A 14,799-nucleotide genomic window follows, 5' to 3' on the forward strand; every position below is an offset into this window, starting at 1 on the left:
ACCGACGGGATAAACTTTTCGTCAGGGTTACCGTTCGGTTTGGAAAGACGGTTTGCAAATGGTAAAGCCGGAATCATGAGCAGAGAACGAAGCGGACCCCCGCAGAATGAAGGATCATGAGCGCGACTGGCATCATCATCGGCGAGGACGGCAGGAGCCGCTGCCACTGGCACGCCAACCTGCCCGATTATCTCCGGTATCATGACGAGGAATGGGGCCGCCCCGTCACCGATGATACCCGCCTCTTCGAGAAGATCTGCCTCGAAGGCTTTCAGTCCGGTCTTTCCTGGCTGACGATCCTGCGCAAACGCGAGAATTTCCGCGCCGCCTTTTCAGGTTTCGATTTCGAAAAGGTCGCCCTCTTCGGCGAAGGGGATGTCGCTCGCTGTCTTGCCGATGCCGGCATCATCCGCCATCGCGGCAAGATCGTCTCGACCATCAACAATGCCAAGCGCGCAATCGAACTCCGGGACGAATTCGGCTCGCTCGCCCATTATTTCTGGCGTTACGAGCCCGGCCATAACGAGCGGCCGGCGGTGGTCGACCGCGAGCATATCGTCGCCAATCCGACGACGCCGACATCGGTGGTCATTTCGAAGGATCTGAAGAAACGCGGCTGGACCTTTGTCGGCCCGACCACAGTTTATGCTTTCATGCAGGCGATGGGTCTCGTCAACGATCATCTGGAAGGCTGCTTCTGCCGGCCCGAGGTCGAGGCGATGCGCACCGCTCTGGTTCGCCCATGAAAGATCATTCCGTGAGAACACTGATCGCAGCCGCTGCCCTTTTCCTCCTGACCGTCTCCGCCATGGCGCAGACGCCGCAGCTCGATCCCGGCGAGAAGCTGGAGAAGCTGCAATTCCCGGCCGTCACCATGCAGTTGAAGGGCTGGACGAAGTTCGGCAATGGCCATGTTTATACGCTGCCGGTGCGCGCCGGCCAGCACCTGAAGATCAGTTTTTCCACCAAGAGCAAATTTGCCTTCCTGGCGATTTTCGACCTGTCGAAACCCGATGACGAGGCCTTCTTCGGCACCGACGAGGACGGCATGAGCTTCGAGACGACGATCAAGGAAAACGCCACCTGGCTGCTGCGTCCCTATTATTCCAAGGTCTCGCCGCGCCGTGGCCTCGGCGCTCCCTTCAGCATCCTGATCGAGCCGCTGGTGGCTGCCCCGCCAGCGAAACCGCCGGCCGAGCCGGAGCGCCCCTCGCTCTTCCCGAAGGCCCCGCCGAAGCGGCAATGAGGCAGAGGGTGTGCCCGGCTTAGCCGAGCCGGTCGATCAGGTCGCGCAATTCGCCGAGGTGGTCGATCTTGCGGAAACGCGGCGCCTCTTTTGGCTCGTCCACATGTTCCAGCACCCAGGTCAGTTCGTGCGGCACGAAGACGCCGTAGCTGCCGGCGGCGATTGCCGGCACGATATCCGATTTCAGCGAATTGCCGACCATCATCGCTCGCTCCGGCCCGTCGCCGACCTTGGCGAAGATGCGGCGATAGGTGACGGCCGTCTTGTCGGAGACGATCTCGACGGCATCGAAGAAGTCGCCGAGCCCGGATTGGGCAAGCTTGCGCTCCTGATCGAAGAGATCGCCCTTGGTGATCATGACGAGCAGGTATTTGCCGGCAAGCGCCTCCAGCGTATCGCGCACATGCGGCATCGTCTCGACCGGGTGATTGAGAAGATCGCGGCCGGTATCGAGGATCTTGGCGATCACGCTCGCCGGCACCTTGCCCTCGGTGATCTCGATTGCGGTTTCGACCATCGACAGCGTGAAGCCCTTGATGCCGAAGCCGTAATGGCGAAGGTTGCGTTTTTCGGCCTCCAGCAGCCGTTCGGAAATCTTCGGTCCTTCGGCGAAATCGGCAAGAAGCCTGGTAAAATGCGCTTCCGTCAGCCGGTAATATTGTTCGTTCTGCCAGAGCGTATCATCGGCATCGAAGCCGATCGTGGTCAGTGGTCGCGTTGCCATATGCGTACCTCTTAAAATATGGTTGGCAATCTATCGGCGGCCTGTGTCGAGACAAGGGCATCGCCTCCGCAGAGCCAAGCTACGGCGTTGAAAAGCGCCGCCGCCGCACTACATGAAAATCGCCTCACCTTGCAGCCAGCCACGGCTGTGCCTGTCATATGCAGGCCAATAATCAAAAAATGAAGTTCTTGAGTTCGCAAGCCCTCTTGCGGCAGACACAAAGGAATTTTTCCACCATGCGTTACAATCAACTCGGAAATACGGGACTTTTCGTCTCGGAAATCTGCCTCGGCACGATGACCTTCGGTGAAGCCAAGCAAGGCAGCGCCTGGGGCGCCATCGCCGATGTCGACCAAAATGCCGCCGACCGGATCGTCGAGCGCTCGCTTGCATCAGGCGTCAATTTCATCGACACGGCCGATGTCTATTCATTCGGCGAGTCCGAACGGCTGCTCGGCCAGGCGCTGAAGAACCTCGACATCCCGCGCAAGGACGTCGTCATCGCCACCAAGGTCTACGGCGTCATGGGCGACAAGCCGAACGACCGCGGCGCCTCGCGCGGCCACATCATGGATTCGGTCGAGGCGAGCCTCGAGCGCCTGCAGACCGATCATATCGACCTCTATCAGATCCACGGGACCGATACGGTGACGCCGATCGAGGAGACGTTGCGCGCTCTTGACGATCTCGTTTCCCGCGGTCTCGTGCGCTATATCGGCGTCTCCAACTGGCAGGCCTGGCGCATTTCCAAGGCGTTGGGCCTCTCCGAACGCCGGAGCTTTGCCCGTTTCGAAACCGTGCAGGCCTATTACTCCATCGCCGGCCGAGATCTCGAACGCGACATCGTGCCGATGATGCAGGAGGAAAAGCTCGGCCTGATGGTATGGTCGCCGCTCGCCGGCGGTCTGCTCTCCGGTAAATATGGTCCGGGCGCGCCCGGCAATGGTGAAGGCCGCCGCGCCAGTTTCGATTTCCCGCCCGTCGACAAGGACAAGGCCTGGGCCTGCGTCGCCGTCATGCGCGAAATCGCCGAAAAACACGGCGTCAGCGTCGCCACCGTGGCGCTCGCCTATATCCTCGCCAAACCTTTCGTCACGACGGTCATCATCGGCGCCAAACGTGTCGACCAGCTCGACCAGAACCTTGCCGCCGTCAAGCTGAAGCTTGATGAAGACGATATGAAGAAGCTCGACGAGGTGAGCGCACTTGCGCCCGAATATCCGGGCTGGATGCTGGCGCGACAGGGCGCTGGGCGTCGTCCAGCCGATTTCGACCCGGAGGACTGAGATCGCCGTTATTAGTCTTGTGGAACGCCGGACATCCGGCGTCCCCTTTTCCTCAACGATCGACTACTTGCCGTGGGCCCTGAGCCAGGCGTTCGTCTCGGCGATTTCGGCTCACTGTGAATGCCGGCTGCAACCAAATACTGCCGGCGGTCACATCCTGACTACCAGCCGGCAATAACCTTGTGCTCGATCCTATAATCCTTGCTCTCTTCACCGAGCGGCGCGACGGGCCAGGTCCAGGCGGCTTTTGCCGGCGGCGGCAAAACGCCATGCAGCAGGTCGGCCTCTTCATGCGTCCTGCCGTTGCGGTCGATGACTGCATAGGCGATGTCGGTTACCAGACAGCTGCGGCAGGGAAGCCCGGAGAGCCCGGTCAGATGTGCCGCGATTAACCTTTCCATCGTGTCTGCAGGCATCCGGTCGGCCTCGGCCTCGTGGCGCCGTTTCACGCCCCGACCGATCTGCGACAAGAGGTTGGCGGAAACCACGAAATCGAGATAGGGCACGCCGCGCAGGAAGCCGAGCGGTTCGGGCTCGCGGCCGGCGGCGAGCTCGTCATAGCCGGAGAGATCGCGCTCGATCAGCCGAACATTGCGATAGAATTTGGCCGACAGCCACAGGCGCAGCGAGGCGAGATGAACGAGATCGACTAGGACGACGGTGTCGAAATCCCGCGCCAGCACTTCGATCGGCACGTCGCGCAACAGGCCGGAGCCGAGCACGACGGCCGTCCGTTTCTGCCGGAGATCGGCCGTAGCCGCCAGGATCGCCTTCCGGCTCATCTCCTCATGTTCGGCCCAATCCGCCGAACAGCGCCCGGCCCGCGACCAGAGATTGACGGAATAGCGGATGAACTTTCGATACGGCTTGCCGGTCAGCGGCAAGGTCGCGGCATAGAGAAGCGCCTCAGTGATCATGAGCATATCCGCATTTCTGATGGACGCCTCTTCGTTCAATCGATTCCGGTCTTGAGATCAAGTCCCTTCGCCCTTGCCGCTCCCCGCCCAATCCGCTAGGAAACCGCCACTGTCACAGTCAGTGGAATCCCCGGAAATGAACGACAAGCAGAAGAAACCGCAAAAGCTCAAGGCCCGCCTGCCGCGCGGCTTCGTCGACCGGACGGCCGGCGATATCCGCGCCGTCAACGAGATGACGGCAAAGATCCGGGAAGTCTATGAGCATTATGGTTTCGATCCGCTCGAAACGCCGCTGTTCGAATATACCGATGCGCTTGGCAAGTTTCTGCCCGATAGCGACCGGCCGAACGAGGGCGTGTTCTCGCTGCAGGACGATGACGAGCAATGGATGTCGCTGCGCTACGACCTGACGGCGCCGCTCGCCCGTCATGTCGCCGAGAATTTCAACGAGATCCAGCTGCCCTATCGCACCTATCGCGCCGGCTACGTCTTCCGCAACGAGAAGCCAGGCCCAGGCCGGTTCCGCCAGTTCATGCAGTTCGATGCCGATACCGTCGGCGCGCCTGGTGTTCAGGCCGATGCCGAAATGTGCATGATGATGGCCGATACGCTGGAAGCCCTCGGCATCAAGCGCGGCGATTACCTCATCCGCGTCAATAACCGCAAGGTTCTGGATGGCGTGCTCGAGGCGATCGGTCTCGGCGGCGACGACAAGGCGGGGCAACGGTTGAACGTGCTGCGCGCCATCGACAAGCTCGACAAGTTTGGCCCGGAGGGCGTGGCCCTGCTGCTCGGTCCCGGCCGTAAGGATGAATCCGGCGACTTCACCAAGGGCGCAGGGCTCGATCAGGCGCAGATCGACAAGGTACTGTTCTTCGTCGGCATCAAGGACTATGCCGAAAGCGCTCAACGCCTCGCCGAGCTGGTTGCGGGAACCTCCAAAGGTGGCGAAGGCGTCGACGAGCTGAATTTCATCGGTGCGCTGGTGACCAGCGCCGGCTATGGCCCTGACCGCATCAAGATCGACCCCTCCGTCGTCCGCGGCCTCGAATATTATACGGGTCCGGTCTATGAGGCCGAACTGACCTTCGACGTCACCAATGAAAAGGGCGAGAAGGTCGTCTTCGGTTCGGTCGGCGGCGGCGGCCGTTATGACGGCCTCGTCTCCCGCTTCATGGGCCAGCCGGTTCCGGCGACGGGCTTTTCGATCGGCGTCTCCAGGCTGATGACGGCGCTGAAGAACCTCGGCAAGCTCGGCGCTAGCGAGGTCATCGAGCCGGTGCTGGTGACCGTCATGGACGGCGATGTCGAGGCGATGGGCCGTTATCAGAAGATGACGCAGGAACTGCGCGCCGCCGGCATCCGCGCCGAGATGTTCCAGGGCAACTGGAAGAAGTTCGGCAACCAGCTGAAATATGCCGATCGCCGCGGCTGCCCCGTCGCCATCATCCAGGGCGGCGACGAGCGCGCCGAAGGCGTCGTGCAGATCAAGGATCTGATCGAGGGCAAGCGGCTCTCCGGCGAGATCGAGGACAATGCCAGCTGGCGCGAAGCGCGCGTAGCACAGGAAACGGCGCCGGTAGCCGACCTTGTCACCAAGGTGAAGGAGATCCTTGCTGCGCAGGCCGAGGATCGGAAAAGGGCGGCGAATGCGTAGCAAACCCCTCCCCAACCCCTCCCCACAGGGGGGAGGGGCTTCAAGTGGCGCCGCTGTGCCCAACTCGGCGTTTGCTTCACCGAGGAAACTCTCAATTTATTTCGGCGATCGCCGCGGGCTAGTCCCTCCCCCCTGTGGGGAGGGGTTGGGGAGGGGTCTTTTTCCAGGAGCGTCACTATGCCCCTGATCAATCTCCCCGAATTCGCCAACGACCTGCTTGCCGAATTCGACGCGCGCAACGCCGAGCGCATCGACACGCCTGTCATTCAGCCGGCCGAACCCTTCCTTGATATTGCCGGCGAGGATCTGCGCCGCCGCATCTTCATGACGGAGAGCGAAACCGGCGCCAGCCTCTGCCTGCGTCCCGAATTCACCATTCCCGTCTGTCTGCGCCACATCGAGACGGCGACCGGCACGCCGAAGCGTTATGCCTATCTCGGCGAGGTTTTCCGCCAGCGTCGCGACGGCGCCAACGAATTCTATCAGGCCGGCATCGAGGATCTTGGCGATATCGACCTATCAAACGCCGACGCCCGCGCCATCGGCGATGCCACCGGCATTCTCGCCCGCCTGCTTCCGGGCCGGCGCTTAGCCGTGACATTAGGCGACCAGGCGGTGTTTGAGGCCGTCGTCCAGGCGCTCGGTCTGCCGCTCGGCTGGCAGAAGCGCCTGATCCACGCCTTCGGCAATATGACGCAGCTGGAGGCACTACTTGCTAGCCTGGTCAGCCCGCAATTCGTCACCGGGCTGGACGATGATATCGCCAGGCTTGTCGCATCAGGCGACGAGCAGGCGCTCGTCGCCCATCTCGAGCGCGAAATGCAGAAGACCGGCTATTCGACGAATGCCGGCCGCTCGCCTCTCGAGATCGCCCGACGGCTCAAGGAAAAGCTCATTCTGTCCGAAACGCGCCTCGACGATGCCGCCTTCCATGTGCTGGAAGAGTTCCTGTCGCTCGACGTGCCGCTCGTCAATGCGTCCGCAGCCCTTTCCGGTTTCGCTGATGCCGCCGGCCTGAAACTCGGCAACGCGCTCGCCCGCTTCAATGGCCGCGTCGCAGCACTTTCCAATGCCGGCGTCGATCTTTCCTGCCTCGACTACCGCGCCGCCTTCGGACGGCCGCTCGACTATTACACCGGCCTCGTCTTCGAGGTGACAGTCGAAGGCTCGACCGCAGTTCTGGCCGGCGGCGGCCGTTTCGACCGGCTCCTGACTTTCCTCGGTGCGACGGACCGCATCCCGGCCGTCGGCTTCTCCTTCTGGCTCGACCGCATCGAAACCGAAAGGGCAGCCGCATGACCATCACCATCGCGCTTCCCTCCAAGGGCCGGATGAAGGAAGACGCTTCGGCGATCTTCGAGCGTGCCGGCATGACGATCTCGGCGGTCGGTAACGATCGCTCCTATCGCGGCCGCGTCGAAGGCTGGGACGATGTGGAAATCGCCTTCCTCTCGGCTTCCGAAATCTCCCGTGAAATCGGCAACGGCACCGTCGATTTCGGCGTCACCGGCGAGGATCTGATGCGGGAAGGTTTTGCCGAAGTCGACAAGCGCGTCGAATTCTGCGCCCGCCTCGGCTTCGGCCATGCCGATGTCGTCGTTGCTGTGCCGGAGATCTGGCTCGATGTCGAGACCATGGCCGATCTCGTCGATGTCGCCGCCGATTTTCGCGCTCGCCACGGCCGACGCCTTGCCATCGCCACCAAATACTGGCGGCTGACCCAGCAGTTCTTTTCGAGCCAGCACGGCATCCAGCTTTATCGCATCGTCGAAAGCCTGGGCGCCACCGAGGGCGCTCCCGCCGCGGGCTCGGCCGATATCATCGTCGATATCACCTCCACCGGCTCGACGCTGCGGGCCAACCACCTGAAGGTGCTCCAGGACGGTGTCATCCTGCATTCGCAGGCCTGCCTGGTGCGGGCCCGAAAGGAAAGCCACGCCGGCGAGCCCGCCGTGCAGGCGATCATCGAGGCGGTGCGCGCGGCCCTCTGATCCCGGCCATTCAGGCACGAGAAAACCCGCCGTCGGATGACGGCGGGTTTCGTATTTGCGGGAGGATGTCTGCTGGTATCAGGCGGCCACGTAGGCGCCGCGGCGTGCGTCGATCGAATAGGCACCGGCACCAACGGTGGCGAGCAGGATGTACGCACCGGCCAGCGTGACGTTCTTCATGACCATGATCTGGTTGAGAATATTCACGAGTTCCGTGCCGCTTGCGTAGGGCAGGTGGAAGGCAACACCCGTGAAGACACAGAAGGCGGCGAGCAGCCAGCCGGCGATGCGGACCTGGAAGCCTGTGAGAACCGCAAGGCCGGCCAGCAGTTCGAAAAGGCCTGCGACATAGGCCAGCAGGGTTGCTGCCGGCAGGCCGGCACCGGCGATCATGCCCGCAGTACCGGCAGGATCGGTGAGCTTCATGAAGCCGGAAAGGATGAACATGAAGGAAAGAAGAATACGGGCAATCAGGATGATGACGTTGTTCGACATGGACGTTGTCTCCGTTTCAAGGACTTTGGAGATCTTGGTGCCCCGGCACCGGTTCGACCTCGGATGCCTCTATGTCGCTCTTTTCTTGCGTTGTGGAAAGATAAACGAAAGGGGACAGTTCGTTCACTAATATGGAACGATCTCTCTTGAGGTCTCCCCGCTTGCCTTTGCCAAGCCCGGTTTTTATGGTCAGCACCCAACATGGAGAATCCGATGGCAGATCTTTCCGCATTTCCGATCACGACGCGCTGGCCGGCGAAAAATCCCGACATCATCCAGCTTTATTCCCTGCAGACGCCGAATGGGGTGAAGGTCTCAGTCGCCCTCGAAGAGCTCGGCCTTGCCTATGAGCCGCATTATATTTCCTTCGCCGCCAACGAGCAGAAATCGCCGGAATTCGAATCCCTCAATCCGAACGGCCGCATTCCTGCGATCATCGATCCGAACGGGCCGGATGGGAAGCCGATCGGCCTTTTCGAATCCGGCGCCATTCTGCTTTATCTCGCGGAGAAAACCGGCAAGCTCATCCCTGCCGATGCCGCCGGCCGATATGAAACCATCCAGTGGGTGTTTTTCCAGATGGCGGGCATCGGTCCGATGTTCGGCCAGTTCGGCCATTTCTACAAATTCGCCGCCGACAAGGTCGCCAACAACGCCTACCCGGTGGAACGTTATCGCGATGAATCCAAGCGCCTGCTCGGGGTGCTTGAAGACCGGTTGAAGGGCCGTCAGTGGATCATGGGCGATCAGTACACGATCGCCGACATCACCACCTTCACCTGGGTTCGCGGTGCCGATATTTTCTATGGCGGCCGCGAGGTGCTCGAATACGCGAAATTCCCCGCCATCTCGGATTGGCTGGAGCGCTGCATCGCTCGTCCGGCAAGTGCCAGAGGCCTCAACATACCGGTCAAGCCGGAGTAACGAACGACCCAAGAGATCGCCGATCCCGCCCCTCATCTGGCTGCCGCCACCTTCTCCCCGTAAACGGGGCGAAGGGACAATCCGCGACCTTTCCGTTCCCCGCCTACCTACCGCAGGGCAGGTCCCCTCGCCTCGCGAGCGGGGAGAGGGTTAGGGTGAGGGGCAGCCATTCCGGCCTATCGTCGGCTTGTGATCTGCTTTGCGCCTTCCAGCTTGAAGCGCGGAAAGACGAAGACGCCGACCAGGCTGCCGCTGAATTTTTCTTCCAGACCGTTGGACTCGCCCATGCAGAAGAGCGGCTGGCGAAAGCCGTTCGGCATGATGATCGTCGTCGAAAAACAGAAGGAGGAGCAGCGCGCCGCCGCCTGCTCGAACAGCTCCAATATGTGGCTGCGGTCCTTGGCATCATAGCAGCGGATCAGGCTGAGCAGTCCGCATTCCTGTGCGGCGAGGCCGTGCAGCATCGCGCTCCATTCGCCGAGACGGAGCATGCCGCTCGAAAAATCTCCAGTCCAGGCTTCGGAAACGGAAAACTGCGCCAACATCTTATGATTTTGATTGGCGTCATCAAGCGTGCTGGGTGTCAAAGGTACGGCTGCATTGGCTCTGGCGATGTTAAACAAGGCGTTCCCCCGTTCGGATGCGGCTCCTCGGCCGCACGCTCGGCAAACACAAAGAAACAGGATCACGCAGCAGCGGGCATGATGCCCGCGCTTACCTCCGGCGATTATTGCCACGGCCATCTGGCCTCCGTAACCGGAGCTCCTCAAAGCCGAACGTTCACGTATCGCCTTCCGCGCTCCGGCCTCGTCCATTGGCGAAAAATTATCGCCGGGCGCGCATTAATTCAGCGCGGATTTATAGGAGCTTTTGGACAAACGGCAACGGCTTTTTAAGGGGTATTCGGATCGGCCTCATTTCGGGAGATGCCCGCATCTTCGGCCTATTTCGCCAGAATTGGCATGGGAGGATCAGCTTTGAAAGCTTTGCAAACGTTTTCACTCCACGTCAGGCCGGAAATACTGCAGCAGCACTGCGATCTCTCGCATGTCGGCAGGCTGACAAATACGCAGGCAGCGCAAGTTTGGCGCAAGCTTCGTGCCCGGGGCCTGCAAGAGAGAACTGCGCAGGCGTTCGTCGGCTATGCAAATCACTGTGCCGCGCGTCGAATCGCTTTGGGCAAAAGAAAAGGGCGACCCGAGGGGCCGCCCTTCCTGTTCCGGATGCCGGAATGGTGGTCAGTGATGGCTTTCGCCTATCACATCATGTCCATTCCGCCCATTCCGCCCATGCCGCCCGGCATGCCGCCGCCAGCCGATTCTTTCTTCGGCAGTTCGGCGATCATGGCTTCGGTGGTGATCAGCAGCGATGCGACAGAAGCAGCGTTCTGCAGCGCCGTGCGAACGACCTTGAGCGGGTCGACGATACCCATGGCGATCATGTCGCCATATTCGGACGTCTGGGCGTTGTAGCCGAAGTTGTCTTCGTTCTTGTCGAGGACCTTGCCGACAACGATCGAGGCTTCGTCGCCTGCGTTTTCAGCGATCTGACGAACGAGCGACTGCAGGGCACGGCGAACGATGTTGATGCCGGCTTCCTGGTCGTCGTTTGCACCCTTGACGGTGATCTTCGTGGAGGAGCGGAGCAGAGCGATACCGCCGCCGGGGACGATGCCTTCCTGAACGGCAGCACGGGTCGCGTTGAGCGCGTCGTCGATGCGGTCCTTCTTTTCCTTCACTTCGACTTCCGTCGAGCCGCCGACGCGGATGACGGCAACGCCGCCAGCGAGCTTGGCAAGACGTTCCTGCAGCTTCTCGCGGTCGTAGTCGGAGGTGGTTTCTTCGATCTGGGCCTTGATCTGGGCTACACGGCCTTCGATGTCGGTCTTGGCGCCCGAACCGTCGACGATCGTGGTGTTTTCCTTGGAGATCGAAACCTTCTTGGCACGGCCGAGCATGTCGAGCGTGACGGATTCGAGCTTGATGCCGAGGTCTTCGGAGATGACAGTGCCGCCCGTCAGGATGGCGATGTCTTCGAGCATGGCCTTGCGGCGGTCGCCGAAGCCAGGCGCCTTGACGGCAGCAATCTTCAGGCCGCCGCGCAGCTTGTTGACGACGAGCGTTGCAAGGGCTTCGCCTTCGACGTCTTCAGCGACGATGAGGAGCGGCTTGCCGGTCTGAACGACGGCTTCGAGAACCGGGAGCATCGACTGCAGGTTCGAGAGCTTCTTCTCGTGAAGGAGAATGAAGACGTCTTCGAGGTCGGCGATCATCTTTTCCGGGTTGGTCACGAAGTAGGGGCTGAGGTAGCCACGGTCGAACTGCATGCCTTCGACGACTTCGAGTTCGGTTTCGGCGGTCTTGGCTTCTTCAACCGTGATGACGCCTTCGTTGCCGACCTTCTGCATGGCTTCAGCAATGTCGAGACCGACCTGCTTGTCGCCATTTGCGGAGATCGTGCCGACCTGTGCAACTTCTTCCGAAGTCGAGATCTTCTTGGCCTTGGCCTGGAGATCCTTCACGACGTCGGCGACAGCAAGGTCGATGCCGCGCTTCAGGTCCATCGGGTTCATGCCGGCTGCAACGGCCTTGTTGCCTTCGCGAACGATCGCCTGGGCAAGAACGGTAGCCGTCGTGGTGCCGTCGCCGGCGATGTCGTTGGTCTTCGAAGCAACTTCGCGGACCATCTGGGCGCCCATGTTTTCGAACTTGTCTTCGAGTTCGATTTCCTTGGCGACGGAAACGCCGTCCTTGGTGATGCGCGGCGCGCCGAAGGACTTGTCGATGATGACGTTACGGCCCTTCGGGCCGAGCGTGACCTTCACTGCATCGGCGAGAATGTCGACGCCGCGCAGCATCTTTTCGCGCGCGGTGCGGCCAAACTTGATTTCTTTAGATGCCATATTCTTAACTCCTGAATTCGAGTTGTTCGGGCAAAAGGCCCGTCAGCCATTTCGGGAAAGCAGGTCGGCCGATCAGCCGATGATGCCCATGATGTCGGCTTCCTTCATGATCAGAAGGTCTTCGCCGTCGATCTTGACTTCGGTGCCGGACCACTTGCCGAACAGGATGCGGTCGCCAGCCTTGACGTCGAGTGCGACGACCTTGCCGGACTCATCGCGCGCGCCGGAGCCGACGGCGACGATTTCGCCTTCCTGCGGCTTTTCCTTGGCGGTATCGGGAATGATGATGCCGCCCTTGGTCTTGGCTTCGGACTCAACGCGGCGAACAACGACGCGGTCGTGAAGGGGGCGGAAGTTGGTGCTTGCCATTGTCTAATCCCTCGATCGAATGACATTCGCGGACCGGAGTGGCCCACATGGATAGATGTTAGCACTCCCTTGCGGCGAGTGCTAGCAACGAGCATTTAGGGATGGCTCCGAGAGGAGTCAATGAGACCAATCACGAATTTTTGTGCCGGAATTGTGAAGAGGCCGGAGAATAGTCGGAGATTGCGGCCGAAACCCGGGCGCAGCCGAACTCGTCCGCACTCGGCGATCTGCTTCGCGATAATCGTCGTCAAAACCCATTGCCCTTCCGCTCTGCCGGACCGCCGTTCGAGCTCTTCGCATTGGCCCGGCAGCGAAGAAAATGCCTTGCCATCGCCTTGCGCCTTTGCAATGTCACCGGTGACTGAAGCAAATCGGGAAATCGGAATGGCCAAGCGGATAGAAAACTTCTCGGAGATATCAGGTCACTACGATGTGGTGCTCTGCGATGTCTGGGGCGTCGTTCACAACGGCGTCGATCCGTTCCCGAAGGCGGCCGCAGCCCTTGAAGCGGCACGCGAAAGCGGCCTCGCCGTCATCCTCATCACAAATTCGCCGCGCCTTTCCTGGCAAGTGGTCGAGCAGTTGCGCCAGATCGGCGTTCCCGACAGCGCCTATGACAGGATCGTCACCTCTGGCGACGTCACGCGCGGCCTGATCGCCGAAGGGCCGAAGACCGTCTTTCTGCTCGGCCCGGAGCGCGACAAGGCGCTTCTCGAAGGCATTGGCGTCGAGCGCCGGCCGGCGGGCGAAGCGCAATCGCTGGTCTGCACCGGCTTTTTCGACGACGAGACGGAGAAGCCGGAGGATTACACCGATATGCTTCTCGATTTCAAAGCCCGCGACGTGCCGATGATCTGCGCCAATCCCGACCTCGTTGTCGAGCGCGGCCATCGCATCATCCCCTGCGCCGGCGCCATGGCCGCCTATTACGAGCAGCTCGGCGGCAAAACCCGCATCGCCGGCAAGCCGCACCGGCCGATCTACGAGGCGACGCTAGCGGCTGCCCGCGAGCTTCGCGGCGATTTCCCGGTCGACCGCGTGCTGGCGATCGGCGACGGCATGCCGACCGATGTGCGGGGCGCCTTGAATTATGGCCTCGACCTCCTCTACATCAGCGGTGGTATCCACGCTAAGGAATATACTCTCAACGGCGAGACCGACGAGGCGATCCTCAACGCCTATCTCGAACGGGAAAACGCCGCGCCGAAGTGGTGGATGCCCCGCCTTGCATGAAGACACGCCTTGCATGAAGAGAAGCCAGCCGATGACCGTCTTCCACCGCAATGAAACCCGGGAACCCTTGCCAGCCCATCTGAAGGGCGGCGTCATTGCCATCGGCAATTTCGATGGTGTGCACCGTGGCCATCAGTCGGTGCTGAGCCGGGCGCTGGAGATCTCCAAGGCGCGCGGTATCCCCGCTTTGGTGCTGACCTTCGAGCCGCATCCGCGCACGGTCTTCCGGCCGCAGGCGCCGGTCTTCCGCCTGACGCCGGCGCCGATGAAGGCCCGCATTCTGGAAATGCTGGGTTTCAGCGCCGTCATCGAATATCCCTTCGATTACGAATTCTCGCAGCGCTCGGCCGATGATTTCATCCATTCGATCCTGAAGGATTGGCTCGGCGCCTCCGAAGTCGTCACCGGCTTCGATTTCCATTTTGGCCGCGGCCGCGAGGGCGGTCCCGCCTTCCTGATGAATGCCGGCCATACCTACGGCTTCGGCGTCACCCTGATCGATGCCTTTCGCGACGAAAACGCCGATGTCGTCTCTTCGAGCCATATCCGCGCGCTGCTGAAGGAGGGCAATGTCAGCGAAGTCGCCGGCATGCTCGGTTACCGCTATACGGTGGAAGCTGAGGTGATCGATGGCGAAAAACTCGGCCGGCAGCTTGGTTTCCCGACAGCCAACATGCGCCTGCCGCCTGAGGTCGATCTTGCCGCCGGCATCTACGCCGTCCGCTTCCGCCGACAGGACGGCACGCTCCACGATGCCGTCGCAAGCTATGGCCGCCGCCCGACGGTGACGGAAAACGGCGCGCCGCTGCTCGAAACCTATCTTTTCGATTTCAGCGGCGATCTCTATGGCCAGCGCTGCTCCGTCTCCTTCTTCGGCTATCTCCGCCCGGAGCTGAAATTCGACGGCCTCGATCCGCTCGTCGCCCAGATCAAGCGCGATGAGGAAGAGGCGAGGGCGCTGCTTGCAGGTGTTAAGCCGCTCGGCGCTCTTGATCAGAAACTCTGCTTTTCCTGAGGTCGCCTTGAGTGCGGCTGTCGCTGAGATGCTGACAATT

At 61.2% G+C, this 14,799-nt stretch carries 16 protein-coding genes; 9 read left to right on the forward strand and 7 right to left on the reverse strand.

Features of this window, described 5'->3' with window-relative positions:
* Positions 1 to 116 precede the first annotated feature (116 nt).
* Together RWJ89_RS19905 and RWJ89_RS19910 are read left to right on the forward strand one after the other, a co-directional pair.
* The gene (locus RWJ89_RS19905; RefSeq protein ID WP_168285258.1) at positions 117 to 746 is read left to right on the forward strand and encodes a DNA-3-methyladenine glycosylase I; all 630 of its coding nucleotides are present in this window, start codon (positions 117 to 119) and stop codon (positions 744 to 746) included.
* Entirely contained in the window at positions 743 to 1,246 is a 504-nt protein-coding gene (locus tag RWJ89_RS19910; protein WP_131666259.1) for a hypothetical protein, read from the forward strand. Before RWJ89_RS19905 ends, RWJ89_RS19910 begins: the two co-directional genes overlap by 4 nt.
* 19 nt (positions 1,247 to 1,265) lie before the next feature.
* Here RWJ89_RS19910 and RWJ89_RS19915 read toward each other — a convergent pair whose 3' ends face one another.
* Entirely contained in the window at positions 1,266 to 1,970 is a 705-nt protein-coding gene (locus tag RWJ89_RS19915; RefSeq protein ID WP_025393321.1) for an HAD family hydrolase, read from the reverse strand.
* Between the two features lie 236 nt (positions 1,971 to 2,206).
* Here RWJ89_RS19915 and RWJ89_RS19920 point away from each other — a divergent pair, with 236 nt between their 5' ends.
* Complete coding sequence (locus RWJ89_RS19920) at positions 2,207 to 3,256, forward strand: aldo/keto reductase (protein ID WP_168285257.1); 1,050 nt, start codon at positions 2,207 to 2,209, stop codon at positions 3,254 to 3,256.
* A gap of 161 nt (positions 3,257 to 3,417) precedes the next feature.
* On the opposite strand, the gene RWJ89_RS19925 is transcribed toward RWJ89_RS19920, so the two are convergent.
* The gene (locus tag RWJ89_RS19925) at positions 3,418 to 4,179 is read right to left on the reverse strand and encodes a hypothetical protein (protein WP_316031316.1); all 762 of its coding nucleotides are present in this window, start codon (positions 4,177 to 4,179) and stop codon (positions 3,418 to 3,420) included.
* Positions 4,180 to 4,309: 130 nt separating this feature from the next.
* Here RWJ89_RS19925 and hisS point away from each other — a divergent pair, with 130 nt between their 5' ends.
* The 3 genes from hisS (at position 4,310) to hisG (ending at position 7,821) form a co-directional block, all read left to right on the forward strand.
* The gene (hisS, locus tag RWJ89_RS19930; RefSeq protein ID WP_316031317.1) at positions 4,310 to 5,830 is read left to right on the forward strand and encodes a histidine--tRNA ligase; all 1,521 of its coding nucleotides are present in this window, start codon (positions 4,310 to 4,312) and stop codon (positions 5,828 to 5,830) included.
* Between the two features lie 177 nt (positions 5,831 to 6,007).
* A complete protein-coding gene (locus RWJ89_RS19935; protein ID WP_131666254.1) occupies positions 6,008 to 7,129 on the forward strand; it encodes an ATP phosphoribosyltransferase regulatory subunit in 1,122 nt (373 codons plus the stop codon).
* Positions 7,126 to 7,821, forward strand: a complete 696-nt coding sequence (gene hisG, locus RWJ89_RS19940) for an ATP phosphoribosyltransferase (protein WP_020048629.1) — start codon at positions 7,126 to 7,128, stop codon at positions 7,819 to 7,821. Before RWJ89_RS19935 ends, hisG begins: the two co-directional genes overlap by 4 nt.
* A gap of 78 nt (positions 7,822 to 7,899) precedes the next feature.
* Here the strand turns inward: hisG and RWJ89_RS19945 are convergent, their stop codons facing one another.
* The gene (locus tag RWJ89_RS19945; protein WP_131642848.1) at positions 7,900 to 8,316 is read right to left on the reverse strand and encodes a DoxX family protein; all 417 of its coding nucleotides are present in this window, start codon (positions 8,314 to 8,316) and stop codon (positions 7,900 to 7,902) included.
* 213 nt (positions 8,317 to 8,529) lie between these two features.
* Here RWJ89_RS19945 and RWJ89_RS19950 point away from each other — a divergent pair, with 213 nt between their 5' ends.
* Positions 8,530 to 9,240: a glutathione binding-like protein gene (locus tag RWJ89_RS19950; protein ID WP_168284082.1), complete on the forward strand. Its 711-nt coding sequence runs from the start codon at positions 8,530 to 8,532 to the stop codon at positions 9,238 to 9,240.
* Between the two features lie 176 nt (positions 9,241 to 9,416).
* Here RWJ89_RS19950 and RWJ89_RS19955 read toward each other — a convergent pair whose 3' ends face one another.
* The 4 genes from RWJ89_RS19955 to RWJ89_RS19970 form a co-directional block, all read right to left on the reverse strand.
* Complete coding sequence (locus RWJ89_RS19955) at positions 9,417 to 9,863, reverse strand: hypothetical protein (protein WP_316031318.1); 447 nt, start codon at positions 9,861 to 9,863, stop codon at positions 9,417 to 9,419.
* A gap of 635 nt (positions 9,864 to 10,498) precedes the next feature.
* Positions 10,499 to 12,142 carry a chaperonin GroEL gene (gene groL / locus RWJ89_RS19960; protein ID WP_003545786.1) on the reverse strand — a complete coding sequence of 548 codons (1,644 nt, stop codon included), beginning with the start codon at positions 12,140 to 12,142 and terminating at the stop codon, positions 10,499 to 10,501.
* 72 nt (positions 12,143 to 12,214) lie between these two features.
* Positions 12,215 to 12,511, reverse strand: a complete 297-nt coding sequence (gene groES, locus RWJ89_RS19965; RefSeq protein ID WP_003545797.1) for a co-chaperone GroES — start codon at positions 12,509 to 12,511, stop codon at positions 12,215 to 12,217.
* A gap of 95 nt (positions 12,512 to 12,606) precedes the next feature.
* Positions 12,607 to 12,903 (reverse strand): hypothetical protein, encoded by a 297-nt coding sequence (locus RWJ89_RS19970; RefSeq protein ID WP_316031319.1) that lies wholly within the window; start codon positions 12,901 to 12,903, stop codon positions 12,607 to 12,609.
* Here RWJ89_RS19970 and RWJ89_RS19975 point away from each other — a divergent pair.
* Together RWJ89_RS19975 and RWJ89_RS19980 are read left to right on the forward strand one after the other, a co-directional pair.
* A complete protein-coding gene (locus tag RWJ89_RS19975; protein ID WP_316031320.1) occupies positions 12,896 to 13,744 on the forward strand; it encodes a TIGR01459 family HAD-type hydrolase in 849 nt (282 codons plus the stop codon). The two genes, RWJ89_RS19970 and RWJ89_RS19975, sit on opposite strands and share 8 nt — an antisense overlap.
* Positions 13,745 to 13,775: 31 nt before the next feature.
* Entirely contained in the window at positions 13,776 to 14,759 is a 984-nt protein-coding gene (locus tag RWJ89_RS19980; RefSeq protein ID WP_316031372.1) for a bifunctional riboflavin kinase/FAD synthetase, read from the forward strand.
* The last annotated feature ends 40 nt before the right edge of the window (positions 14,760 to 14,799 follow it).

The organism is Rhizobium sp. 10PS4 (assembly GCF_032464805.1).
GTDB lineage: Bacteria > Pseudomonadota > Alphaproteobacteria > Rhizobiales > Rhizobiaceae > Rhizobium > Rhizobium laguerreae.